Annotated in this window: 17 protein-coding genes; 7 read left to right on the top strand and 10 right to left on the bottom strand. The window is 72.7% G+C overall.

Annotated elements, in window-relative coordinates; genetic code table 11:
• Complete coding sequence (locus ACYVIH_RS12025; protein ID WP_460869638.1) at positions 1 to 1,488, bottom strand: NCS2 family permease; 1,488 nt, start codon at positions 1,486 to 1,488, stop codon at positions 1 to 3.
• A gap of 133 nt (positions 1,489 to 1,621) precedes the next feature.
• Here ACYVIH_RS12025 and ACYVIH_RS12020 point away from each other — a divergent pair, with 133 nt between their 5' ends.
• Entirely contained in the window at positions 1,622 to 1,942 is a 321-nt protein-coding gene (locus ACYVIH_RS12020; RefSeq protein ID WP_460869636.1) for a DUF2530 domain-containing protein, read from the top strand.
• A 21-nt stretch (positions 1,943 to 1,963) separates the two neighbouring features.
• Here ACYVIH_RS12020 and ACYVIH_RS12015 read toward each other — a convergent pair whose 3' ends face one another.
• Positions 1,964 to 2,731, bottom strand: coding sequence for a DUF3027 domain-containing protein (locus ACYVIH_RS12015; RefSeq protein WP_460869634.1), 768 nt, complete (start codon positions 2,729 to 2,731; stop codon positions 1,964 to 1,966).
• Between the two features lie 83 nt (positions 2,732 to 2,814).
• Here ACYVIH_RS12015 and ACYVIH_RS12010 point away from each other — a divergent pair, with 83 nt between their 5' ends.
• Positions 2,815 to 4,155, top strand: a complete 1,341-nt coding sequence (locus ACYVIH_RS12010) for an MFS transporter (protein WP_460869632.1) — start codon at positions 2,815 to 2,817, stop codon at positions 4,153 to 4,155.
• Between the two features lies 1 nt (position 4,156).
• Here ACYVIH_RS12010 and ACYVIH_RS12005 read toward each other — a convergent pair whose 3' ends face one another.
• Complete coding sequence (locus ACYVIH_RS12005) at positions 4,157 to 4,540, bottom strand: cold-shock protein (protein ID WP_460869630.1); 384 nt, start codon at positions 4,538 to 4,540, stop codon at positions 4,157 to 4,159.
• Positions 4,541 to 4,735: 195 nt separating this feature from the next.
• Here ACYVIH_RS12005 and ACYVIH_RS12000 point away from each other — a divergent pair, with 195 nt between their 5' ends.
• Positions 4,736 to 7,504 carry a S8 family serine peptidase gene (locus ACYVIH_RS12000; protein WP_460869628.1) on the top strand — a complete coding sequence of 923 codons (2,769 nt, stop codon included), beginning with the start codon at positions 4,736 to 4,738 and terminating at the stop codon, positions 7,502 to 7,504.
• A gap of 6 nt (positions 7,505 to 7,510) precedes the next feature.
• Here the strand turns inward: ACYVIH_RS12000 and ACYVIH_RS11995 are convergent, their stop codons facing one another.
• From ACYVIH_RS11995 to ACYVIH_RS11975, 5 genes are all read right to left on the bottom strand, one after another.
• Positions 7,511 to 9,127, bottom strand: coding sequence for an AMP-binding protein (locus ACYVIH_RS11995; protein ID WP_460869626.1), 1,617 nt, complete (start codon positions 9,125 to 9,127; stop codon positions 7,511 to 7,513).
• Positions 9,128 to 9,191: 64 nt separating this feature from the next.
• Positions 9,192 to 9,794 carry a histone deacetylase gene (locus ACYVIH_RS11990; protein ID WP_460869624.1) on the bottom strand — a complete coding sequence of 201 codons (603 nt, stop codon included), beginning with the start codon at positions 9,792 to 9,794 and terminating at the stop codon, positions 9,192 to 9,194.
• A gap of 118 nt (positions 9,795 to 9,912) precedes the next feature.
• Entirely contained in the window at positions 9,913 to 11,292 is a 1,380-nt protein-coding gene (locus ACYVIH_RS11985; RefSeq protein ID WP_460869622.1) for an MFS transporter, read from the bottom strand.
• A 13-nt stretch (positions 11,293 to 11,305) separates the two neighbouring features.
• Positions 11,306 to 12,085, bottom strand: a complete 780-nt coding sequence (locus tag ACYVIH_RS11980; protein ID WP_460869620.1) for a 3-hydroxybutyrate dehydrogenase — start codon at positions 12,083 to 12,085, stop codon at positions 11,306 to 11,308.
• Between the two features lie 66 nt (positions 12,086 to 12,151).
• Positions 12,152 to 14,059, bottom strand: coding sequence for a helix-turn-helix domain-containing protein (locus ACYVIH_RS11975; protein WP_460869618.1), 1,908 nt, complete (start codon positions 14,057 to 14,059; stop codon positions 12,152 to 12,154).
• A gap of 27 nt (positions 14,060 to 14,086) precedes the next feature.
• On the opposite strand from ACYVIH_RS11975, the gene ACYVIH_RS11970 reads away from it, so the two are divergent.
• The 4 genes from ACYVIH_RS11970 (at position 14,087) to ACYVIH_RS11955 (ending at position 20,921) form a co-directional block, all read left to right on the top strand.
• On the top strand, positions 14,087 to 16,471 hold the full coding sequence (locus ACYVIH_RS11970) for a helicase-associated domain-containing protein (RefSeq protein WP_460869616.1): 2,385 nt from the start codon (positions 14,087 to 14,089) through the stop codon (positions 16,469 to 16,471).
• Positions 16,472 to 16,540: 69 nt separating this feature from the next.
• A complete protein-coding gene (locus tag ACYVIH_RS11965; protein ID WP_460869615.1) occupies positions 16,541 to 17,113 on the top strand; it encodes a CGNR zinc finger domain-containing protein in 573 nt (190 codons plus the stop codon).
• The gene (locus ACYVIH_RS11960; RefSeq protein WP_460869613.1) at positions 17,110 to 18,756 is read left to right on the top strand and encodes a DNA repair helicase XPB; all 1,647 of its coding nucleotides are present in this window, start codon (positions 17,110 to 17,112) and stop codon (positions 18,754 to 18,756) included. The genes ACYVIH_RS11965 and ACYVIH_RS11960 overlap by 4 nt, the downstream gene beginning before the upstream one ends.
• A gap of 113 nt (positions 18,757 to 18,869) precedes the next feature.
• On the top strand, positions 18,870 to 20,921 hold the full coding sequence (locus tag ACYVIH_RS11955; RefSeq protein ID WP_460869610.1) for a HelD family protein: 2,052 nt from the start codon (positions 18,870 to 18,872) through the stop codon (positions 20,919 to 20,921).
• Positions 20,922 to 20,946: 25 nt separating this feature from the next.
• Here ACYVIH_RS11955 and ACYVIH_RS11950 read toward each other — a convergent pair whose 3' ends face one another.
• Together ACYVIH_RS11950 and ACYVIH_RS11945 are read right to left on the bottom strand one after the other, a co-directional pair.
• Entirely contained in the window at positions 20,947 to 22,098 is a 1,152-nt protein-coding gene (locus tag ACYVIH_RS11950) for a GNAT family N-acetyltransferase (RefSeq protein WP_460869608.1), read from the bottom strand.
• Between the two features lie 61 nt (positions 22,099 to 22,159).
• On the bottom strand, positions 22,160 to 24,718 hold the full coding sequence (locus tag ACYVIH_RS11945; RefSeq protein WP_460869605.1) for a cation-translocating P-type ATPase: 2,559 nt from the start codon (positions 24,716 to 24,718) through the stop codon (positions 22,160 to 22,162).
• Between the last annotated feature and the right edge of the window lie 35 nt (positions 24,719 to 24,753).

Below are 24,753 nucleotides of genomic sequence, written 5' to 3'. Positions count from 1 at the left end.
TTACGCCCCCAGCAGGTTGCGGATCGGCTCGATCGCGAAGTACACGACGAACAGGGCCGAGACCACCCACATCAGCGGGTGCACCTGGCCGACCTTGCCGCGGACGACCTTGACCAGGACGTAGGAGAGGAAGCCCGCACCGATCCCGACCGAGATCGAGTAGGTGAACGGCATCAACACGATCGTGAGGAACGCCGGGATCGCGATCTCGACGTCGTCCCAGTCGATGTTCTTCACCTGCTGCATCATCAGGAAGCCGACCAGCACGAGCGCCGGGACCGCCGCCTCGTTGGGGACGATCTGCACCAGGGGAGCGAGCACGGTGGCGAGCAGGAACAGCACCCCGGTGACCACGCTCGCGAGGCCGGTGCGCGCGCCCTCGCCGACACCGGATGCGGACTCGATGTAGGAGGTGTTGCTGGAGACGCCCGCGGCGCCACCGGCCGCGGCGGCGAGGGAGTCGACGACCAGGATCTTCTTGGCGTTCGGCGGCGCGCCCTCCTCGTCGTTGAGGCCGGCCTCCGCGCCGATCGCGGTCATCGTGCCCATCGTGTCGAAGAAGTCGGCGAGCAGCAGGGTGAAGATGAACAGTACGGCGGTCACGAACCCGACCCGCTCGAAGGAGCCGAACAGCGACACCTGGCCCAGCAGCGAGAAGTCCGGGGTGGCCACCACGTCGCTGGGGATCGCCGGGACGTTGAGGTTCCAGCCCTTCGGGTTCACGCCGTCGTCGGTCACCGTGGGGCCGACCTCGACCACGGTCTCCACGATCACCGCGAGCACCGTGGTGACCAGGATCGAGATCAGGATCGCGCCCTTGACCTGCCGCACGTACAGCCCGATCACCAGCACCAGGCCGACGGCGAAGACCAGCACCGGCCAGCCCTGCAGCGAGCCGTTGATGCCGAAGCCGACCGGCACGGTGGTGTTCGCGGCGTCCGGCAGGCGCCGCACCCACCCGGCGTCGACCAGGCCGATCAGCGCGATGAACAGGCCGATGCCCACGCTGATCGCGACCTTGAGCTGCGCGGGCACGGCGTGGAAGACGGCGGTGCGGAAGTTGGTCAGCACCAGCACCAGGATGATCAGGCCCTCGAGGACCACCAGCCCCATCGCGTCCGCCCACGACATGCCGGACGCCACTGTGAACGCGACGAAGGCGTTGAGCCCCAGCCCGGTCGCCAGCGCCAGCGGGAAGTTCGCGACCACACCCATCAGGATGGTCAGCACCCCCGCCACCAGGGCGGTCGCCGCAGCGATGGCGGCGAGGTTGGGCTCCGCACCGCCGGCGAGGTAGTTGCCGTCACCGTCCTGGGCGAAGCCGAGGATGAGCGGGTTCAGCACGATGATGTAGGCCATCGTGAAGAAGGTGACCAGCCCACCTCGCACTTCGCGACCGAGCGTCGAGCCGCGCTCACTGATCTTGAAGTAGCGGTCCACGGGCGATGCTGGGGTCGAGCCACGCTCGGTGGTCTGGGGCTTGTCCACGTCTGTCCCTCGTCGAAGTCCGGTCGCCGGTCGGCACAGGGAGTCCCCGTACGGGGCTCACCCGCCGGCAAATCTTGCCAGAGCCGCAGCGCTGCGTGATCACCGCGCCCGGGCGTGGACTAGGTTGGAACGCGTGGAGGAGGAGCCGAGAGGGCAGGACACCGGGGGCGAGGCGGTCGAGAACGTCCAGGTGCACGAGATCGGTCGGCGCACCTTCATCATCGCCGACGTGGAGCCGCTCGACGTCGACGGCGTGCGCACGGTCGCGGTCGGCACCGCGCTGTGGGCGCTGGCGTTCGTGCTGCTGCTGCCGTTCTACGGACGCTTGGAGGAGAGCGGCCGGGGCTGGTGGCTGTGGACCTGTGTGGCCGGGTTCGGCCTCGGCATCATCGGCTGGGACTACTGCCGGCGTCGCCGGCGCCGCACGCTCGAGGCCCGCGGCGCGACGGCATAGCCGCGGCCGCAACCGCGACGTCTAGAACTGCTCGAGGTCGTCCCAGGTGAGGGTGTCGAGCACCGGTTCCGGCAGCGGGGCGGGCAGGTTCCGCTTGTGCAGCCGCGCCTCGCTGTGCGCGCCGCAGCCGTGGTCGAAGGAAACCACGCGTCCGTCGTCGTTGGCGTAGGCGTTGGCGCACACACCGAACACCTGGGACAGCGGACCGGCGAGCCGCACGAGGAAACCACAGCTGCTGCACTTGGCCGGGGCCGACTGCGCGATCGGTGCCTCGGGTCCGTGGCTGCCGTCGTACCACCGCTGAGCCGCGAGGTCACGGCCCTCGAGGGAGAGCACACGGGGCCGGCCCAGGCCGACCTCGTCGCTGACCTCACGGACGGTGTCGGCGTCGATCACCTCGTCGTCGGCGAGGTAGCCCGGCACCAGCCGCGGGTCGTCCTCCTCCGTCGGGAGCAGGTCGCCGGGGCCGAGGTCGCCGGGCTGGATCCGCTCGCGCCACGGCACCCACGGGGGTGCAACCAGCGCGTCGTCGCCGGGCAACAGCACGATCTCGTCGACGGTGACGTGCTTCTGCCGGGCGGCGCGTGCGACCGTCACCGACCAGCGCCACCCGCGGTAGCCCGTGCGGACGCAGTCGAAGTAGTGGGTGGTGACCCGCTCGTCCTCGCTGGCGTAGCCGAGGTGCTCCCCGACGTCCGTGGGGTCGACGAGCTGCAGCAACGCCTCCCTGGCGACGTCGACCGCCTGCACGCCGACGGTGTCGGGCTTGAAGGTCCGAGCGGCTGTCATCACCGGGAGATTGTCTCCCATCATCGGAGTCCGTGTCTCCCCGGGTGCCACATTCGGGAGTGGTTGCGGGCAGGATGGGCCCCATGGCGGAGGAGGATGCGAGCCGGCCCCACCGGCGTACCCACGCCGTCACCACGGCCGCCCGCCGCGCCGGCAGCGCCACCGCCCGGGCTGCCGGCTACACCTACCGGCAGGCGCGCCGGGCCACCCGCGCCGAGGGTGCCGGCGATACCGGTCTCTACCGGCTGATCGAGCTGCATGCGTTCAACGCCGCCGGCGACGCGGCGGTCGCGATCTCGCTGGCGGGCACGCTGTTCTTCCAGGTGCCCACCGGCGAGGCGCGGCTGCAGGTGGCGCAGTTCCTGGCGATGACGATGCTGCCGTTCGCGATCGTGGCTCCGCTGGTCGGCCCGTTCCTCGACCGGTTCCGCCAGGGCAGACGCTGGGCGATCGGCGGGACGATGGCCCTGCGCGCGTTCCTCAGCTGGGTGCTGGCCGACGCGGTGCTCACGGGCTCGGTCGCGCTGTTCCCGGCCGCGTTGGGCGTGCTGGTCGCGTCCAAGGCGTACGGCGTGACGCGTGCCTCCGCCGTACCCCGAATGCTGCCGGACCGGCTCACCCTGGTGAAGGCCAACTCACGGATCTCCCTGGCCGGCGTGGCCGGGGCCGCGGTCTCCGCACCGATCGCGGTGCTTGCCTCCACGTTCGGCGCGCAGTGGTCGTTGCGCTACGCGTTCCTGGTCTTCGTGGGCGCCACCATCCTCGCCATCCTGCTCCCGTCGCGGGTCGACTCCTCCGTCGGCGAGGAGCAGGTCGGCCTCGCGACGGTCGCGGGCCGCTCCGAGGGCGGGCCGAGGGTCCGCCCTCGCATCCCGCACCAGGTCGTGGTGGGTCTGCGCAGCAACGCCGGGCTGCGCCTGCTCTCGGGGTTCTTGACCATGTACATGGCCTTCCTGCTCCGGGACCGGCCGTTCCCGGGCTGGGAGGACCGCCCCGAGCTGCTGCTCGGCCTGGTGGTCGGCGCGGCCGGGGCCGGCAGCACGATCGGGGTGGCGCTCGGGTCGCTGCTGCGCTCGGTGAAGCCGGAGATCACCGTGATCGCCACGCTGCTGGCCGACACCGCGATGGCGGTGGTGGTGGCGTTCTTCTACGGGTTGCCCACGGCGGTGCTGCTGGGACTCACCGCGGGCATGGCCCAGTCCCTGGGCAAGCTCTCGCTCGACGCCCTGATCCAGCGCGGGGTCGCCGAGCGCAGCCGGACCAGCGCCTTCGCGCGGGCGGAGACCCTGCTGCAGCTGGCCTGGGTGGTCGGCGGGTTCATCGGCATCGCGCTGCCGCTGAACCCCCAGCTCGGCCTCGGCGTCGCCGCCGGGATCCTCGTCGCGTGGAGCGGGCTGGTGCTCCACACGCTACGTCGGGGCTGAGTCAGAGCTCCAGCTCGTCGGCGAGCGCGCGCAGCAGCATCGCGGTCGGCTTGACGGTCTTCGGGTCGGGGTGGCGCCCCGCGCGGTACCCCTTCTCGACGTTCTCCAGCAGCCGGTAGAGGTCCTCGATGATGTTGACCATCTCGGCCGGCTTCTTGCGCATCGCCTTGGCCACCGACTGCGCCGGCTCGAGCAACCGGACCTGCAGGGCCTGGTCGCCCTTGCGGCCCTGCACGATCCCGAACTCCACCCGCTGCCCCGCCTTGAGCGTGGCCACGCCGGCGGGCAGGGCGCCGGCCCGGACGTAGACGTCCCCGCCCTCGTCCTTGGACAGGAAGCCGAAGCCCTTCTCGGCGTCGTACCACTTGACCTTGCCCGTTGGCACCGGTTGACCTCTTATCTGCTCGAGTGCGCGTGGACGCACGTTGACCGGACCCAGGATATGGCGGCGGCCGTCCCCACCACGACTGGGTTCTGCCGATGTGGCCGAACCGATTGAATCCGTCAGGTGACCCTGGAAGCATGGGGGGTTCCGACCGTCCCGACACGGTCTCGCATCGTTGTGTCGAAAGGTGTCCCGTTGAGCACGTTGTCGCGCGTCCGGCGGGGGTTGGCGATCTCGGTCGCGACCGCCCTCGGGATGCTGGCACCGGTCGGGCTCGCCGACGCGGCGCCACCGAGCCCCGGCAGCGCGACACCGGCCGTCTACGTCGTCGCACTCGAGGACCTGCCCCGCCCCGGCACCGCGGCGCGCATGCGCACCGCCCAGGACGACCTGCTCCGCGAGCTGGGTGAGCCACGGCTGCTCTACCGGTTCGGCGCGGCGCTCAACGGGTTCGCCGCGGAGCTGACCCGCGAGCAGGCCAAGCAGCTGCGCTCCACACCCGGCGTCGCGTTCGTGGAGCGCAGCACCAAGCAGCGTCTGGACTCGGTCGACTCACCGGAGTTCCTGCACGCCGACCAGGCCTGGGCCGCTACCGGCGGTCCCGAGCAGGCCGGCCGCGGCACCGTGGTCGGCGTCATCGACAGCGGCATCTGGCCGGAGAACCCCAGCTTCGCGGCGCTTCCCGGCGCGGCCCGCGGCGGGCCGGCCGGGTTCGCCGGCGGCTGCGAGACCGGCGAGAGCTGGGACCCGGCCGACTGCAACAGCAAGCTGGTCGGGGCTCGCTACTTCGTGAAGGGGTTCGGTGAGCAGAACCTCGCCGCCTCCGAGTACCTCTCTCCACGCGACGGCACCGGACACGGGTCCCACGTCGCCGCGATCGCCGCCGGCAACCACGGCGTCGCCGTCCAGGTCGACGGCCAGGACTTCGGCGACGCCTCGGGCATGGCGCCCGCGGCACGGATCGCCGCCTACAAGGTGTGCTGGACCGCGCCCGACCCGGCCGACGACGGCTGCTCCACCGCCGACGCCGTGGCGGCCATCGACCGCGCCGTCGCGGACGGGGTCGACGTGATCAGCTATGCCATCTCCTCCGCCGGTGGCGACTCCCGGGCCATCGAGGAGGCGTTCCTGAACGCCACCGCCCGCGGCGTCTTCGTCGCCGCCTCGGCCGGCAACCGGGGGCCCGGCGAGGGCACCGTCCGGCACACCAGCCCGTGGGTGACCACGGTGGGCGCCAGCACGCACCGCCTGTTCCAGGGCGCGGTGGCGCTCGAGGGCGACGAGACGTACGTCGGGGCGATGGTCTCCGACCGGGTCCTGCCGCCCACCGGCATCGTCGTGTCCACCAGCGCCGTCGCCGAGACCAGCACCACCGAGGACGCCCGGCTCTGCCTGCCCGGCTCGCTCGACGCCGACGTGGTGCAGGGCAAGATCGTGGTCTGCGACCGGGGCACGATCGCGCGCGTCGAGAAGTCCACCGCGGTCCAGCGCGCCGGTGGGGTCGGCATGGTCCTCGCCAACGTGCGCCCGGACAGCGTGGACTCCGACTTCCATGCCGTCCCCACCGTGCACGTCGACGTCGCCGCCGGCCAGGCGATCAAGGACTTCGTCGCCGAGACCGCCGACCCGCGCGCCTCCTTCGACCCCCGAGCCACCGGCGACACCGCGGTGCGGCAGCTCGCGTCGTTCTCGTCCCGTGGACCCGCCCCGGTCGACGGTGGCAGCCTGCTCAAGCCGGACCTGACCGCACCGGGTGTGGCCGTGCTCTCCGCCGGCGCCGCGGGCATCGCGGGCGGCCGCGCCTTCGAGCAGCGCTCCGGCACCTCGATGAGCGCCGGGCACGTCGCGGGCCTGGCTGCCTTCGTGCGCGGCGAGCGGCCGGCCTGGACCCCGGCGATGGTGAAGTCGGCGATGTCGACCACTGCGGTGGAGCTGGCCGGGGTCTCCGGGCCGCTCTCCGCAGGCGCCGGGCAGGTCGACGCCGCGAACCTGCTCGACCCCGGCCTGGTCCTCGACGCGCCGCCGCGGCAGTACCGTGCCTGGCTCGAGGGAACCGTGCCGACCCGCAACCTGAACCTGCCCTCGATCGCGGTCGGGGACCTCGTCGGCCGCAGCCAGCTGGTGCGCCGGGTCACCAACGTCTCCGGCAGCACCGAGACCTACGACGCGCGGGTGCTCGGCCTCCCCGGCCTCGACGTGCGGGTCCGTCCCAGGACGCTCCAGCTCGCCCCCGGCGAGACCGGCCGGTTCGTCGTGGTGATCGACCGTGGCACCGCCCAGCTCGAGGCCCCGGCACGAGGCGCGCTGGTGTGGACCGGGCTGAGCCACCAGGCCCGGATGCCGATGGTGGTCACCCCCCGGACCCTCTCCACCGCCGGTGAGGTGACCGGCACGAACGACGCCGGATCGGTGAGGATCGAGGGAGTCGCCGGCGTCGACGGCGAGCTCGAGGTGGCGGTCACCGGCCTCGCCGCGGCCCAGCCGGTCGGGCTCACCCTGGAGCCCGGCGACTTCCGGCCGGACGCACCGCAGCTCGACGCCGACACGGCGCAGTTCCCGGTGGAGGTCCCGACCGGCACCGCGCTGCTGCGCTTCGAGCTGGAGGGCCGCGACAGCGACGACCTCGACCTGTACCTGTCCCGCGACGGGGAGATCGTCGCCTCGGCGACCGGCCTGGGCGCCGACGAGCAGCTGACCGTGGAGAACCCCGAGCCCGGGGAGTACGCCCTCTACGTCGCTTCCGGGGAGGCCGCGAACGGGTCCACCACCACCGCACAGCTCTACAGCTGGGTGGTCCGCGACGGCGACGCCGGCAACGTACGGGTCCCCGCGAGCGTCCCGGTGCTCTCCGGCGAGCCGTTCTCGGTCGAGCTGAGCTGGGACGACCTGGACCCGACGAGTCGCTGGTTCGGAGCCGTGCGCTACCCCGGCTCGGCGGAGCAGACCTTCGTCACGGTCAACTGACCGGGGTCACGCGAGGCCTAGCCGGCGGGCGGCCTCCTCGCGCATCTCGACCTTGCGGATCTTGCCGGTGACGGTCATCGGGAACTCGTCGACGACCATGACGTAGCGCGGGATCTTGTAGTGGGCGAGCTTGCCGGTGGCGAACTCGCGCACCTTCTCGGCGTCCAGCGGCTCGGCGCCGTCGCGCATCCGGACCCAGGCGCACAGCTCCTCGCCGTACTTCTCGTCGGGGACCCCGATCACCTGGACGTCCTCGACATCGGGGTGGGTGTAGAGGAACTCCTCGATCTCGCGCGGGTAGATGTTCTCCCCGCCCCGGATCACCATGTCCTTGATCCGGCCGACGATTTGTGCGTAGCCGTCCTCGCGCATCACCGCGAGGTCGCCGGTGTGCATCCAGCCGTCGGCGTCGATCGCCTCCGCGGTCTTCTCCGGATCATTCCAGTAGCCGAGCATCACCGAGTAGCCGCGCGTGCAGAACTCCCCGGGCTCGCCGCGCTCGACGGTCTCCCCGGTGACGGGATCGACGATCTTGATCTCCACGTGCGGGTGGACCCGGCCGATCGTGGCGGTACGCCGCTCCAGGTCGTCGTCGCTGCGGGTCTGGCACGACACCGGCGAGGTCTCGGTCATCCCGTAGGCGATCGAGACCCCCTCCATGTGCATGTCGTCGATGCAGCGCCGCATCACCTCCACCGGGCAGATCGAGCCGGCCATCACCCCGGTGCGCAGCGAGGACAGGTCGTAGGAGGCGAAGTCCGGGTGGTTCTGCATCGCGATGAACATCGTCGGCACGCCGTAGAGACCGGTGCAGCGCTCGTCCTGCACCGCCTGCAGGGTGACGGCCGGGTCGAAACCGGGGGCCGGGATCACCATCGTCGCGCCGTGCGTGGTGCAGCCGAGGTTGCCCATCACCATCCCGAAGCAGTGGTAGAACGGCACCGGGATGCACAGCCGGTCCTCGGCGGTGAACTCCAGCAGCTCGGTGGTGAAAAACCCGTTGTTGAGGATGTTGCGGTGCGAGAGCGTCGCGCCCTTGGGGAAGCCGGTGGTCCCCGAGGTGTACTGGATGTTGATCGGGTCGGTGTTGGTCAGCGTGGACATGCGCTCCGCCACGGCGCCGGCCGGCAGCGCCTCCCCTTCCGCGAGCAGGCCGGCCCAGTCCGTCGTACCGATGAAGACCACGCGCTCCAGCGCCCGGCAGTCGTGGCGCACCTCCTCGACCATCGCGCGGTAGTCGCTGGACTTGAACTCCACAGCCGAGATCAGCAGCCGCAGCCCCGACTGGTTCAGCGCGTAGGCCAGCTCGTGCGTCCGGTAGGACGGGTTGATGTTGACCAGGATCGCGCCCACCTTCGCCGTCGCCAGCTGCACCAGCGTCCACTCCGCGCAGTTCGGCGCCCAGATGCCGACCCGGTCCCCCTTGGCGATCCCGGCCCCGAGCAGCCCACGCGCGAGCACGTCGACGTCCCGGTCCAGCTCGGCGTAGGTCCACCGCCGACCGGTCGCAACCTCCACCAGCGCCTCCCGGTCGGCGTGCTCGCGGGCGATCCGCTCGAAGTTCGCGCCGATCGTCTCCTCGATCAGCGGCGGGGTGGTCTCTCCGGCTGCGTAGGACTCCATGACAGCAGGTTAGTGACCTGTAACACAGTGCGCGACCCGGCCGGGCGGATCCTGCGCCGAGCGGTCAGCCCGGCGGCCTCAGCCGCTCGAAGTAGCCCTCGATCCGCTCATCGTCCCATCCGTGCGCCTCGCGCAGGCCGGCGGCGAGGGTCGCGAGGTACGACGGGCTCGGCTCGTTGTGCTCGACATGGTCGATGCCGTGCGGCGCGGTGAAGGTCAGCATCGGCGCCCCGGCCACCCGGCCCACCTCGACCAGCGTCTCGTAGTGGCCCGGGCCGACGTGGTGGCGGCCCGCGAGGTGAGGATCGAGGCCACCGAGCACGATCGCCTCGATCGGGTCGTCGGGGTCGGGCACCCGGAACATCTCTTGCGCGGCGATGTCGGCGAACTGCTGCGCGGTGACCAGGTAGGCCCGGCCCGCGGCGGGGCCCGGGGTCTGGTGGTCGTAGAACGCCACGCCGCCGCCCCACTGGGACGACTCGCCGGCGAAGTAGACCGAGCCCGGCAGCTCCACCCCGATGCTGTGCCGCGGCAGCCGGGGGTCGCGCGCGCCCGGATTGACCCTGCTGCCTCCGGGCGGACAGCCGCCCTCGATGTAGCAGGCCAGTCGCGCGGCCGACATGTTCGAGCCGTAGCTGACGTACCAGACCTCTCCCTCGTGGGGCACGGGGGCTGGTTGCACCTCTGTCGCAGTCATGGCTGCCGTGCACCGTACCCGCCTCGGCAGCGCCCGAACGTGACGAGGGCCCCACCGGTGGTGGGGCCCTCGTCGTGGATCCGGCGGGTCAGGCGTGCGCCTCCCGGACGACGCGGTCGTGCCGCAGTGACGAGGCCCGCGTCTCCTTTGCGGCCAGCACCGCCACCACGGTGAGCACGGACGCCGCACACACGTAGACGGCCACCGCTGTCGTGTTGCTCTCCTCGACGGTCCCCAGCAGCTTGAGCGCGATGATCGGCGCGAGCGCGCCGGCGAAGATCGAGGCCAGCTGATAGCCGACCGAGGCCCCTGTGTAGCGCACCGAGGTGCCGAACAGCTCGGAGAAGAACGCGGCCTGCGGGGAGTACATCAGCGCGTGCAGCATGAGCCCGACCACGACCGCGAGGGTCAGGTTGCCGGCGCCGCCCTTGTCGACCAGGTCGAAGAAGGAGAACGACCAGAGGGCGACCCCGACCGCACCGAGCAGGTACAGCGGGCGACGGCCCACGCGGTCGGAGAGTGCGCCCACGATCGGGATCCACACGAAGTGCACCGCCGAGCCGATGAGCAGTGCCTGGAGGATCGGCCCCTTGTCCTGGCCGGCGTACTCGGTGATGTAGGTGATCACCACGATGGTGAAGATGTAGTAGGAGATGTTCTCCGCCATCCGCATCCCCATCGCGATGAACACCTCGCGTGGGTAGTTGCGGATCACCTCGAGCAGCGGCATGTGCGAGGCCGTGGCCTGCTTCTGCGCGATCTCCGCCTTGGCCTCGGCGAAGACAGGGGACTCCTCGACCGAGAGCCGGACCCACAGCCCGACCAGGACCAGCACGGCGCTCAGGACGAACGGCACACGCCAGCCCCAGGCCAGGAAGGTCTCCTGGCTCTGCACGGCGGCCAGCACCCACAGCACGCCCGTGGCCAGCAGGTTGCCCATCGCGACACCCGCCTGTGGCCACGAGGACCAGAACCCACGGTGCTCGTCGCGACCGTGCTCTGCGGCCATCAGCACGGCGCCGCCCCACTCACCGCCGACCGCGAAGCCCTGGAGCAGGCGCATCACGAGCAGCAGGATCGGCGCGGCGATGCCGATCGTGGCGTACGTCGGCAGCAGGCCGATCGCGATCGTGGCGCCGCCCATCAGCATGAGGGAGGTGACCAGCATCTTCTTCCGACCCACCTTGTCACCGAAGTGGCCGAAGACGATCCCGCCGAGGGGCCGCGCAACGAAGCCGAGTGCGTAGGTGCCGAAGGCGAGCAGGGTGCCGGTGAGCGGGTCCGACGAGGGGAAGAAGAGCGCCCCGAACACCAGCGCGGCTGCAGAGCCGTAGAGGAAGAAGTCGTACCACTCGACGGCGGTCCCGATCAGGCTGGCGAAGACCACCTTCACGATGGGGGTGCGCGACTCTCCGCCTTCCGGTGCCGGTCCGCCCGAGGCGTGTGCCGCATGCGTCTGTGCTGTCATCGATCGTTTCCTTTCACGCGGCGGCCCAGCCGCCGTCCATCATGAACGAGCTTCCGGTGATCGACTCCGTCCCGGGACCGCAGAGGAACGCCACCATGTCGGCGACCTCCTCGGGCTCGACGAGTCGCTTGAGGGGGGTACGGGCGAGCAGGACGTCGCTGAGCACGTCGGTCTCGGCGATGTCGTGGGCACGGGCCTGGTCGGCGATCTGTCCCTCGACCAGCGGCGTGCGCACGTAGCCGGGACACACGGTGTTGCTGGTGACCCCCCGGCCCGCGGCCTCGAGCGCGACCACCTTGGACAGCCCCTCGAGGCCGTGCTTGGCGCTCACGTAGGCGGCCTTGAAGGGCGAGGCGCGGTGACCGTGCACCGACGAGATGTTGACGACCCTGCCCCAGCCCCGGTCGTACATCCCGGGCAGCAGAGTGCGCACCAGCCGGAACGGTGCCTCGAGCAGCACCCGCTGGATCAGCGCGAACTGGTCGGGGTCGAACTCCTCGACCGGCGCCACGTGCTGGAGGCCGGCGTTGTTGACGAGGATGTCGACGCCGAGGCCGGCCAGCCCGAGGGTGTCGACGACCCCGGGGTCGGACAGGTCGGCGACGAGATGGTCTCCGCCGACGTCGGCGGCCAGCTGCTTGGCTCCGGTCTCGTCGCGGTCGAGGACGATCAGGTGGGCACCGGCGTCGGCCAGCCGCTGTGCCACCGCACGGCCGATGCCGCTGGCACCTCCGGTCACGAGCGCGACGCGACCGGCGAGATCTGTGACCTGGGTCTCATGGACGTTGCTCATGCCCGGTGACGCTACGCGCGCCGGTGGGCGACAGGTATGTGCGCGACCCCCACACTCTCGCGCGAACTATGTGTCCCGGTTGGAACCGGATGCCCGGAGCCGATGGAGCCGAAGGGCCATCTGGAGGTCGAGCGCCCGGGACGGATCGCGCCAGCGGGGACCCAGGAGCTGCCCGATCCGCTCCAGGCGCTGGGCGACCGTGTTGGGGTGGATGGTCAGCGCTCGGGCGGTGTCGGAGGGCCGCGAGCCGGTGGCGAACCACTGCTCGAGCGTGGCCACGAGCTCGGTGCCCCGGCGTGCGTCGTAGGCGAGAACCGGCCCGATCGTGGCCCCCACGAACTCGTCGAGAGGCTCCCGACCACCTCCGCCGAGGACCAGTCGGGCCAGCCCGAGACCGGCGGGGTCGCTGACCTCCCCCCGCCTGCCCAGCGTCTCCAGCGTCCGCAGGCAGCCCTCCGCCTCCCGGTTCGCAGCCCGCAGCGCATCGAGCCCCGGCGCCGCGGCGGCCACACCCACGGTCGACGACCCGCCTGCCGCGGCCAGCCGCGCCTGAAGCTGCTCTCCCACCGTGAGCGGGTCGGCCGACGGAAGCACCACCACCACGTTGCCGTCGTGGGACCCGCCGAGGCCGCGGTGCTCGTCGGCGTGCCGGGAGGCTACCTGGGCGGCTCGCTGCCGGTCGAGGCCGTCCACGGCCGCGACGGCGATCACCATCGGCCGGCCCAGGTCCACCCGCTGGCGGCGCGCCCGCTCCGCCAGGCGTTCAGGGTCGACGCCGCGACCGGCGAGCAGGTCGGCGAGAAGCTCGCCGCGCACCCGGTCCTCGGCCTCGGCAAGGGAGCGTCCGAAGAGCAGCACCAGCGCGGTCACCAGCGCACCCCGCTCGAGGGTGCGCCGGTCGGCGAGCCCGAGCGGCTCCTGCTCGCGATGGAGAACGAGCGTGGCGAGCCGCTCGGTCCCGGCGAGCGCGGCAGCGACGTAGGTGTGGCCCTGCCCGCCGGGCACCTCGACGCTGTGGCCGGAGCCGGCCGACTCCTCGGCCGCCGCTTCGATCCCGATCAGCGGCGGCGCAGGCGACCCGACCGTCGCCAGCCGGTGCCCGTCCCGGTCGTCGATGCTCAGCGAGGCACCGAGGACGTCGGCGACGACCTCGGCCACCTCGGGCACCCGGCCGCCCCGGAGCAGCACCTCGGTGAGCCGGTCGTGCGCCCGCGCTGCGGTCTCGACCGCCTCGCTGTGCGAACGGATCTGCCGGTTCACCTCGTCCACCTTGGCGAGCGCGGCCTGTGTGCGCTCGAACAGGCGCGCGTTCTCCAGCGCCACCGCGGCGTGCGCCGCAAACGACGTCAGCAACGAGACCTCCGCCGGCGGGAACTGACGCACGCTCCGGTGCACCGCGAGGAGGGCGCCGATGACCTTGCCCTCCACCACGAGCGGGACTCCGAGGATCGCGCGGATCCTCTCGTCCTCGACGGCCGTGTCGATGTAGTCGCGGTGCACGAACCGCTCGTCGGCCTGGTAGTCGTCGGTGTAGTACGGCGCACCCGACTGTGCGACCAGACCCAGCAGGCCGGTGCCGAGCGGGAGCCGGAGCTTGGCGAACGCCGCCGTAAGTGCCCCGTCGGTCACCCGCATGTAGGAGGCGCCCTCCTCCTCGTCGTTGAGCGAGAGGTAGGTCATGTCGGCATGGAGCAGGGTGCGGGCGCGGCGCACGATCGCGGCGAGGATCTCGTCGACGTCGCGGATCGCGGTGAGGTCCTTGGCCGTCTCGTACAGCGCGGTCATCTCCGCCTCGCGCTGCCGCTGGAGGGCGAACTGCTCCCGCAAGGCCATGGCGACTCGGTGCTGCTCACGCACCGCCTCCAGCTCCGCGCCCCCCACCCCTCGGGCCTCGGCCTCGCCGACCACGGCATCGAAGGCCGCTCGGGAGGCGCCGCTGTAGAGCAGGTCGAGGAACGAAGCGGCCTGAGACATGCGGCGCACCCTAGTACCGTGGAGCGGATGGCCGGAAGCAGTGCACCGCGCACCCTGGCCGACCAGTTCCGCGGCTGGTCGGACGCCGATCTCGCGCGCCTGCTCGAGTCCCGTCCGGACCTCTCGGTGCCCGCGCCCCAGGACTCCACCCAGCTCGCGTCCCGGGCCAGCACCCGTGCCTCGGTGCTGCGCGCCGTCGACCAGCTCGATGTGCTCGGCCTCGCGACGCTGGACGCTGCCGTGGCGCTCGGCGGCCGCTGCTCCCTCGCCGACCTGAAGCAGCACCTGCACGCCGATCCCGCCACGGTCGAGGCGGCGGTCTCCGAGCTGCGGTCGCTCGCCCTGCTGTGGGGGACGACCGAGGAGCTGCGGGCGGTGAGCGTGGTCGCCGACATCGTCGGTACGTCGATCAGCGGGCTCGGCCCCTCGGCGGAGCAGCTGCTGTCGACGTACGGGCCCTCCCGGGTCGCCGCGCTCGCCCGGGACCTCGGGCTCGACGTCAGCGGCGACCGGCTCACCGACGTCGCCAGGATCAGCGACCGCCTCCGCGACCGCGAGGCCGTGGAGGAGCTGGTGGCCGAGCTCGACGAGCGCGCCCGGGCGATCCTCGACCACCTCGAACGCGACGCCGCGCCGGGCACCGTGGAGTCGACCGACCGGACGGTGAGCCGGGCGACGTCGGAGTCGCCGGTGGACCGGCTCCTGGCCCGCGGGCTGGTGATCGCGCGGGACCGCAAGCACGTGGTCGTCCCGCGCGAGGTGGCGATCTGCCTGCGCGACGGGCGTACGACCCGGCACCGGGTCGATCGGGCTCCGGACCTGGCCACCTCGGAGCGCGACCAGGCCCTGGTCGACCGAGCCGGGGCGGGCGCGGCGTTCGACCTGGTCCGCCACGTCGAGCTGCTGCTCGAGCACTGGGGCACCCATCCGCCGTCCGCGCTGCGCACCGGCGGGCTCGGGGTCCGTGACCTGAAGGCCGCCGCCGAGCTGCTGCACGTCGACGAGCGCACCGCCGCGCTGCACGTCGAGGTGGCCGCCGCAGCCGGTCTCGTCGCCGTCGGCGACACCGAGGAGCACGACGCCGCCTGGCTGCCCACCGACTCCTTCGACATCTGGAGCAGCGGGTCCGCGGGAGAGCGCTGGGCCTCGCTCGCCCACGCGTGGCTGACCAGCCCGCGGCTGATGGGCCTGGTCGGCAGCCGCGACGAGAACCGCAAGGCGGTCAACGCACTGGTCCCTGATCTCGAACGCGGCTGGCTGCCCGAGGTCCGCCAGGAGGCGTTCGCCGAGCTCGCCGAGCTGCCGCCGGGCACGGTGCTGGCCGCCTCGACCGGGATCCCCTCTCTCGTCGACCGGATGCGCTGGCTGCGCCCGCGCCGTCCCGCACAGCGCGCCGAGGCGGTGGCGTGGGCCGTCGACGAGTCCGCGGTGCTCGGGGTGAGCGCCCTGGGTGGGCTCTGCTCCCACGGCCGGGCGCTGCTGGGGGCCGACGAGCCGCGCAAGGAGGCCGCCCGGGTCCTGGAGCCGCTGCTGCCCGAGCCGGTCGACCACGTCCTGCTCCAGGCCGACCTCACCGCCGTCGCACCGGGTCCGCTCGAGCACGACCTTGCCCACAAGCTGGCGATGGTCGCCGACATCGAGTCCCGGGGCGGGGCCACGGTCTACCGGTTCACCGCCTCGTCGGTGCGGCGGGGCTTCGACTCCGGCTGGTCGGCCGCCGAGGTCCACGGCTTCCTCACCTCCTCGTCACGGACCCCCGTCCCGCAGCCGCTGGTGTACCTCGTCGACGATGTGGCCCGGCGGTTCGGGACGGTGCGGGTCGGGGCGGCCGGCTCGTTCCTGCGCAGCGACGACGAGGCGGCACTGGCCGAGCTGGTCCATCACCCCAAGGCATCCGGGCTGCGGCTGCGCCGGATCGCGCCGACCGTGGTCGTCAGCGACGTGCCGGTCGACGTACTCCTGCCGCGGCTGCGCGAGCTCGGCCTCGCCCCCGTGGTCGAGGCGCCGGACGGCACCGTGCGGCTCGCGCGGCGTGACACCCACCGGGCCCGACCGCCCCGGCAGCGGCCCCCGAGCCCGGACGTCGGGGCGGCTCGGCTCGCGGCGCGGGTGGCCGCGACGGTCGGCGCGATCCGCGCCGGTGACCGGGCCGCGGAGAGCCGGCCGCGCAGCAGCGCTCAGGCCGCCGTCGCCGGCGGCGGCCCGATGGCGACGATGGCCGCCCTGCGCGAGGCGGTGGAGAGCAGGAGCAGCGTGTGGATCTCCTACCTCGACAACCACGGCTCCACCGTCGAACGGGTGGTCGACCCGGTCAAGGTCGACGCCGGCTGGCTCACCGCCTTCGACCACCGCGCCGACGACGTCCGTGCCTTCGCGGTGCACCGGATCACCGCCGTCGCCCCCGCCGGCTGACTCCCCGGCGGACTGGACCGGTGCCCCTTACCGCCACAGGGGTTTGGCGCTCGCCGGTAACCTCCAGGCATGGACTTTGTTCGTTACGCCGAGCGCTCCGCGGACCTCGTGAACGCCGAGCTGGAGGACGCCGCCGCCCTGCGCCGGTTCCTCGCCGAGCGCGCCTGGCTGCAGGAGCAGGTCGTCGAGCGTGACGCCACCGCGCTGCGCCGGTTCCAGCGCGAGCTCCGGCCCGTGTTCGAGGCATCCAACGACCGTGACGAGGCCCGGGTGGTCGAGCTGCTCAACGAGCTGCTCGCCAAGCACCCGGTCACGCCGTACATCGCCGGCCACGAGCCCGGCAAGTGGCACATGCACGTCGCCGACCGGAACTCCACGGTGGCCGAGCTGCTGGTCGCGGAGTCCCTGATGGGCCTGTCCACGCTGGTCTGCGACCTCGGCGCGACCCGGCTCGGGGTGTGCGACGCCAGCCCGTGCGAGGACGTGTTCGTCGACGTCTCGCCGAACCAGTCCCGGCGCTACTGCACCGACCGCTGCTCCTCGCGCGCCAACGTCGCGGCCTACCGCGCCCGCCAGCGGGCGGTCGCCCAGGACGCCCAGGCAGCCCAGAGTGCCCAGGCGGCGCAGGGGGCGCGCGCATGAACGACGGTCCGCTGATCGTCCAGTCCGACAAGACCCTGCTCCTCGAGGTCGACCACGAGCGCGCCCAGGACTGCCGCAAGGCGATCGCGCCGTTCGCCGAGCTCGAACGCTCCCCCGAGCACGTGCACACCTACCGGCTGACTCCGCTCGGGCTGTGGAACGCGCGGGCCGCGGGGCACGACGCCGAGCAGGTGATCGACACGCTGCTGGCCTACTCGCGCTACTCCGTCCCGCACGCGCTGCTCGTCGACATCGCCGAGACGATGGCCCGCTACGGCCGGCTGCGGCTGGAGAAGCACCCCGTCCACGGGCTGGTCCTGGTCTCCACCGACCGGCCGGTGCTGGAGGAGGTGCTGCGGGCGCGCAAGGTCAAGCCGATGCTCGGCGAGCGCATCGACGACGAGACGGTGGCGGTGCACCCCTCGGAGCGGGGCAACCTCAAGCAGGCGCTGCTCAAGCTCGGCTGGCCGGCCGAGGACTTCGCCGGGTACGTCGACGGCGAGGCGCACCCGATCGACCTGCGCGAGGACGGCTGGGAGCTTCGCTCCTACCAGCGCGACGCGGCGGAGTCGTTCTGGCACGGCGGTTCCGGGGTCGTCGTACTCCCCTGCGGCGCCGGCAAGACGATCGTCGGCGCCGCGGCGATGGCGCACGCGAAGGCCACCACGCTGATCCTGGTCACCAACACCGTCTCCGCGCGGCAGTGGAAGGAGGAGCTGCTCCGGCGCACCTCCCTCACGGAGGACGAGATCGGCGAGTACTCCGGCACCAAGAAGGAGATCCGGCCGGTCACCATCGCCACCTACCAGGTGATGACCACCCGCCGGAAGGGCAGCTACGCGCACCTCGAGCTGTTCGACGCCCGCGACTGGGGCCTGGTGGTGTACGACGAGGTGCACCTGCTCCCGGCACCGATCTTCCGGATGACCGCCGACCTCCAGGCCCGCCGCCGGATAGGGCTGACCGCGACGCTGGTGCGCGAGGACGGCCGCGAGGGCGACGTGTTCTCGCTGATCGGCCCGAAGCGCTACGACGCGCCGTGGAAGGACATCGAGGCCCAGGGCTGGATCGCCCCGGCCGACTGTGTCGAGGTGCGGGTGACCCTGCCGGAGGGGCAGCGGTTCGCCTACGCCACCGCCGAGCCCGACGAGCGCTACCGGATGGCCTCGAGCACCCACGTGAAGACCGACGTCGTCCAGCAACTGGTCGAGAAGCACAAGGGCGAGCCCACGCTGGTGATCGGGCAGTACATCGACCAGCTCGACGAGATCGCCGAGCGGCTCGGCGCGCCGGTGATCAAGGGCGAGACGCCGGTCAAGGAGCGCGAGCGGTTGTTCCACGCCTTCCGCACCGGCGAGCTCGACCTGCTCGTGGTGTCGAAGGTCGCGAACTTCTCCGTCGACCTGCCCTCGGCCGCGGTGGCGATCCAGGTGTCCGGCGCGTTCGGCTCGCGCCAGGAGGAGGCCCAGCGGCTCGGTCGGCTGCTGCGACCCAAGGAGGACGGCCGCTCCGCGCGGTTCTACGCGATCGTCGCGCGCGACACCGTCGACGCCGACTTCGCCCAGCACCGGCAGCGGTTCCTCGCCGAGCAGGGCTACGCCTACCGGATCATGGACGCCGACGACATCGCCGCGGAGTCCTGAGCCGGCTCTCTACGCCCGCTGCCGGGTCCCGCGAAAACCGCATGACGTACGACGGGCGCACCGGTAACGTCGTCGGGCCCACCCACCCCGACCGCGACCGCGGAGGTCCACGCGTGCCTACCCCCGACCCCGTGCTGGCCGGCGAGCAGGCGCACCTGACCCGCTCGCGCGAACAGCTCGCCCGGATGCGCACCAAGACCGCCTCGCTGGACACCTCCGCGGCCGGCGACTGGGTCAGCCAGCAGATCCTCGAGTCCACGATCTACCAGCGGATGAAGGCACTCGAGGACGACCCGACGGTGCCGCTGTTCTTCGGCCGGCTCGACTACGACGAGCAGCACGAGGATGCGCGCGGCGAACGGTTCTACATCGGCCGGCGCCACGTCACCGACGAGTCCGGCGACCCGATGGTGGTCGACTGGCGTGCGCGGATCAGCCGCGCGTTCTACCGGGCGAGCCGGGTGGAGCCGATGGGCGTCCGGCTGCGGCGCCGGTTCGGCTTCCAGCAGGGGCGGATCACCGCGTTCGAGGACGAGCGGCTGCTCGAGGGGATCGAGGAGGCGCACTCGGAGATCCTCGAGACCGAGATCGAGCGTCCCCGGGTGGGCCCGATGCGCGACATCGTGGCCACCATCCAGCCCGAGCAGGACCTGATCGTCCGCGCGGACCTGGCCCGCTCGGTGTGCGTCCAGGGCGCCCCCGGCACCGGCAAGACCGCAGTGGGTCTGCACCGCGCGGCGTACCTGCTCTACACCCACCGCGACCAGCTGTCCCGCCAGGGCGTGCTGGTGGTGGGACCGAACGCCTCGTTCCTGCGCTACATCGGCGACGTGCTCCCGGCCCTCGGCGAGATCGACGCCGAGCAGACCACGATCGAGGAGCTGGTCGGGAAGACGCTCCACGCCGTCAACGCCCGCTGCGTGGTGCGGGGCGAGGACCCGGCCGACGTGGCCACGCTCAAGGGCGACGCGCGGATGGCCGCCGTACTGGAGCGTGCCCTCTGGTCGCATCTGCGTCCGCCGAGTGAGGGCCTCGTGGTCCCCCGCGGCGCCCGGCGGTGGCGGGTCGCGACGTACGAGGCCGAGGAGATCGTCGCCGCGCTCCGCGAGCGCGGGGTCCGGTACGGCGCCGCCCGGGCCATGCTGCCCCAGCGGCTCGCCCATGCGGTGCTGGTGAAGATGGAGCTGGCCGGGGACTCCCCCGACGACCGGGTGCAGGACGCGGTCGCGCGCAGCCGTCCGGTGAAGCAGTACGCCGACCAGCTCTGGCCGGCGGTCGACCCGGCCCGGCTGGTCATGCGGCTGTTCAGCGACGCCGAGTTCCTGGGCCAGGCCGCAGACGGGCTGCTGACCGACGAGGAACAGGCACTGCTGCTGTGGGCCAAGCCCGCCAAGGGGCCGGCCTCGGTGCGCTGGTCCGTCGCCGACGCCGTGCTCGTGGACGAGGCGGCCGACCTGGTCTCGCGCACCCCCAGCCTCGGGCACGTCGTCGCCGACGAGGCGCAGGATCTGTCCCCGATGATGCTGCGCGCCGTCGGCCGGCGCTGCACCACCGGGTCGACGACCGTGCTCGGCGACCTCGCTCAGGCCACCACTCCGTGGGGCAGCCGGTCGTGGGAGGAGGCGCTGGCCCACCTCGGCAAGCCCACCGCGCACGTCGAGCAGCTCACCCGTGGCTTCCGCGTGCCGGGTGAGGTGATCGAGCTCGCCGCCCGGCTCCTGCCCCACATCGCGCCCGGCCTCCAACCGCCGACCTCGGTACGACGGACCCGCGGCGAGCTCGAGCTGACCCGGGTGGACGACGTCGTGCACGCCGCGGCCGATGCCGCGCGCCGGGCACTGGACCGGGTCGGCTCGGTCGGGGTGATCGCACCCGACGCACTCGTCGCCGCCGTCTCGCGCAGGCTGGTCGCCGAGGGCATCGACCATGCCGTGCTCGGCGAGGAGGCCGACGCCGTCGACGCCAAGCTGGACGTGGTCCCCGCCTCGCTGGCCAAGGGCTTGGAGTTCGACCACGTCGTGCTGCTCGAGCCGGCCGGCCTCGTCGCGGGCGAGGCCGACCGGCTGACCGGGCTGCGCCGGCTCTACGTGTGCCTCACCCGCGCGGTCACCTCGCTCGTCGTGCTCCATGCCGAGGCGCTGCCGCCGGAGCTGGCGACCAGCTGATCTCGCCGGGCCCCGGACGCCCCAGTCACGCCCCGCCCCGGACCGCCTGGTCGAGCAGGTCGGCCGCGGGGTGCACCTCCCGCAGCTCCGCTCGGTCGTGCAGCAGCGCGACGAGCGGCGCGGTGATCTCGCCCATGGCGGGGCGGTTGCGGTGACGCTCCCGACGGCCTGCGGCGCCGTCCGGTGCGAGGTCGCCGACCGGCACGGTGTAGCGGCTGAACCCGTCGGCGAAGCCGACCCTGGCGCGGAGCCCGGCGCGGCGGACGGTGGCGAGCACTGCCGGGTTGTCGGGCTGCACCAGGCAGGTGATCGTCTGCACACCCTGTCCGGCTGCCGCTTCCGCGAGGGCGCGGAGCAGCCGGGTCCCGTAGCCCTGCCGTTGCCAGCGGTCCTCGACCATGATCCCCAGGTCGGCGGTCTCGTCCTCGAACGCGACCAGGCCCACCCCGACCACCTCGTCGCCGACGGTGGCCACCATGCTCAGGCCGCGCCGTGGGGCGAGCAGGGCCCGGGCCAGCCGGGGGCTCAGGTGGGGCACCGGGGCGTGGTAGCGCCGGTAGACGGTCTGGGCCGAGCACCGTGCGTGCATCGCGACCAGCGCATCGACGTCCTCGATCCGGCCGCGGCGCAGGGTGACCGACGCGCCGGCCTCGCTGCGCGGACCGGCGGTGCCGGCCGCGACGGCCGGTCCGAGCGCGGCTGCGGCCAGCCGGCGCAGCTCGGCGGCGCGGGCGAGCTCGGTGTCGGTGAACCGCACCGTCCGCGACAGCGCGACCCGCGGGCCACGCAGGTCGTCGAGGACAAGCAGGTCGCCGCTCGGAGCGCCGTCAGCCGGCTCGGCGTCGAGCAGCGCGCACAGCTGCTGCTCGAGCAGGTCCGGCCGGTCGACGACTGCCTGCGCCGCCCGCAGGTACCGCACCGGCTGGTCCTCCAGCGCGTGAGGCGAGCACGGGGCGACGGCCGGGTCGACGACACCGGCGGCGGCACACAGCTCGGCGACGTCCTCGGCGCCCCAGCCGCCCGGTGTGTGCAGGACCAGCTCGTCGACCACGCGACCGTCCGCGGCCGGGAAGATCTGCAGGCCCAGGATGTTGACGTTGCGGTCGCCGCAGCCGGCCGCCAGGGCGGCCATGGCTCCGGGACGGTCCTCGAGCAGTGCGCGTACCTGCCACAACATGGCGACTCCTTCTCTCTGGTGGGTGCACCCAGGAGTCAAGCCGGTCGGGCTTGCCGGGCGGCTACGGCCGTGTTTCCACGCCGTTAAGACCGCGACGGCGGCCGATGAACCTCTCCAGCGCGATCAGCAGCCCCGGCACGACGCTCAGCGCCAGCAGCAGGCCGAACACCGACAGGGTCACCGGCTCGGTGCCGAGCAGTCCGCGCAGGGGACCGAAGAGCACACCCGCCACCTGCAGCACCGCTGCGCCGGCGACCGCGGCCTCCAGCCCACGGGCCCGCCACCCCACCCCCTCGCGCGGTGCCCGCAGCGCGAGCGCGACGCCGAGCTGGGCGAGCCCGAGCGTCAGGAACACCCAGGTCTGGATGTCCTCGCCCCGGGACTCGGCGAGCAGCCCGGCGACCAGGGACACCGCTCCGATCACCACGCCGGTGCCGAGGATCTGCCGCCACAGGCCCTCGCCGAGCACCGACTTCTGCGGCGACATCGACGGCCGCTGCATCACCGAGCGGTCCATCGGCTCGCCACCGAACGCGACGCCCGGCAGGCCGTGGGTGAGCATGTTGATCCACAGGATCTGGGCGGCGTTCAGCGGCAGCGGCATCCCCAGGAACGGGCCGACCAGGATCACCGCCACCTCGGCGAACCCGCCGGAGAGCCCGTAGCGCAGGAAGGTCCGGATGTTGGCGAAGATCCGCCGCCCCTCCGCGACCGCGTGCACGACGGTGCGCAGGTCGTCGTCGGCCAGCACCAGCGCGGCGGCCTGTCGTGCGACCTCGGTGCCGCGCCGTCCCATCGCCACGCCGATGTCGGCCCGGCGCAGCGCCGGTGCGTCGTTCACCCCGTCGCCGGTCATCGCCACCACGTCGCCGCGCTCCTGCCAGGCACGGACGATGTCGACCTTCTGCTCGGGCTTGGTGCGGGCGTAGACGCCGATCTCCTCGACCCGGGCGACGTGCTCGCCGCGGGCGACCTCCTCGCCCAGCGCGATGCCGGGGGTGACGGCGGAGATGCCGAGCCCGTCGGCGATCGCCCGCGCGGTCTCGGGGTGGTCGCCGGTGATCAGCACCAGCCGGATCCCGGCCGCCTGGCACTCCGCGACGACCTCCGCCGCGGTCTCGCGGGCCGGGTCCGCGATGCCCGCGAGCCCGACCAGCCTCAGGTCCTGCTCCAGCCGGCCTCCCGGTGGCCGGGAGTCGTACGTCGCCTCCGCGACCGCGATCACCCGGAACCCGTCGGCCGCCAGCCGGTGTGCCACCGCCCGGGCCGTGGCCGCTGCACCGTCACCGTCACCGACCAGGTCGAGGACGACCTCGGGAGCGCCCTTGCACACCACCAGCCAGCCCTGGTCCGAGCGCTGCACGGTGGTCATCCGCTGGCCCTCGCTGTCGAAGGGCACCTCCTCGACGCGCTCCCAGCTGCGCCGCAGCGCCGTGGCGTCCACACCCCCCTTGGCGGCGGCCACCAGCAGCGCGGCCTCCATCGGGTCGCCCACGACGTGCCACTCGCCGTCCTCCGGCCCGCCGAGGTGCGCGTCGTTGCACAGCACGAGGTCGCGGAGCAGGTGGTCGGCGGGCACGGGGGTCCCGCCGTCGCGCGGCTCGATCGCGCCCGCCGTACCGTAGCCGTGGCCGCTGACCACCGCCTCGCCCTCGGGCGTCCACAACCGCTGCACGACCATCCGGCCCTCGGTGAGGGTCCCGGTCTTGTCCGAGGCGAGCACGGTGACCGAGCCGAGCGTCTCGACGGCCGGCAGCCAGCGCACCACCGCGGCCCGCCGGGCCATCCGGTAGGCGCCGAGCGCCAGCGAGATCGACACCACCGCCGGCAGCGACTCGGGAATCGCGGCCACCGAGAGGCTCACGGCCAGGATCAGCATGTCGGTGACCGGCTCCCCGCGCAGCAGCCCCAGCACGAACACCAGCACCGCGAGCCCGAGCACCAGGCCGACCAGCAGGTGCGAGAGCCGCCGCAGCCGTTGCTGCAACGGCGTGGGACGCACGCCGGCGGACGCGATCAGCGCCGCGATCCTGCCCAGCCCGCTGTCCGCTCCGGTCCGGGTCACCGTGGCCACCCCGCGGCCCTTGGTCAGCACGGTTCCGGCGAGCACCTCCTCACCGGTGGACCGGGTGACCGGGACCGACTCTCCGGTCATCGCCGACTCGTCGACCTGCAGCGCGACGGCCTCCTCGAGGTCGGCGTCGGCGGGCACGATGTCGCCGGCCTCGAGCCGGAGCAGGTCCCCGGGGACCAGGTCGGCGGCCGCCACCTGCTGGAGGGTGCCGTCGCGGAACACGTGGGCGTGCGGGGCCGCCATCCGTCCGAGCGCGGCGATCGCCTGCTCGGCCCGCACCTCCTGGAACACCCCGATGCCGGTGTTCAGCACCACCACGGCGGCGATGATCGTGGCGTCGCTGACGTCACCGACGACCACGGTCACCACGAAAGCCGCCAGCAGGAGCAGGATCATCGGGTCCCGGACCTGGTCGAGCACCCGCCTGGCCCACCCGCGGGGTGGTGCCTCCGGCGGCCGGTTCGGGCCGTGCTCGACAAGCCTGCGCGCGGCTTCGGCCGTGCTCAGGCCGGTGTGGCTGACTCGTTGACCAGCGGTCGTTCCCACGCCCCCATCTTGGTCCGCGCGGCGCCCGAACCGGA

It is taken from the genome of Nocardioides pakistanensis, from assembly GCF_054781215.1.
The sequence above is the reverse complement of the archived record's forward strand: the minus strand, read 5'-3'. Positions and strand labels throughout refer to the sequence as shown.

Coding starts and splice junctions, on each gene's coding strand:
- ACYVIH_RS12015 (WP_460869634.1), bottom strand. CDS start 2,731: ATGACAGCCGCTCGGACCTTCAAGCCCGACACCGTCGGCGTGCAGGCG.
- ACYVIH_RS12010 (WP_460869632.1), top strand. CDS start 2,815: ATGGCGGAGGAGGATGCGAGCCGGCCCCACCGGCGTACCCACGCCGTC.
- ACYVIH_RS11995 (WP_460869626.1), bottom strand. CDS start 9,127: ATGGAGTCCTACGCAGCCGGAGAGACCACCCCGCCGCTGATCGAGGAG.
- ACYVIH_RS11985 (WP_460869622.1), bottom strand. CDS start 11,292: ATGACAGCACAGACGCATGCGGCACACGCCTCGGGCGGACCGGCACCG.
- ACYVIH_RS11980 (WP_460869620.1), bottom strand. CDS start 12,085: ATGAGCAACGTCCATGAGACCCAGGTCACAGATCTCGCCGGTCGCGTC.
- ACYVIH_RS11975 (WP_460869618.1), bottom strand. CDS start 14,059: ATGTCTCAGGCCGCTTCGTTCCTCGACCTGCTCTACAGCGGCGCCTCC.
- ACYVIH_RS11970 (WP_460869616.1), top strand. CDS start 14,087: ATGGCCGGAAGCAGTGCACCGCGCACCCTGGCCGACCAGTTCCGCGGC.
- ACYVIH_RS11965 (WP_460869615.1), top strand. CDS start 16,541: ATGGACTTTGTTCGTTACGCCGAGCGCTCCGCGGACCTCGTGAACGCC.
- ACYVIH_RS11960 (WP_460869613.1), top strand. CDS start 17,110: ATGAACGACGGTCCGCTGATCGTCCAGTCCGACAAGACCCTGCTCCTC.
- ACYVIH_RS11950 (WP_460869608.1), bottom strand. CDS start 22,098: ATGTTGTGGCAGGTACGCGCACTGCTCGAGGACCGTCCCGGAGCCATG.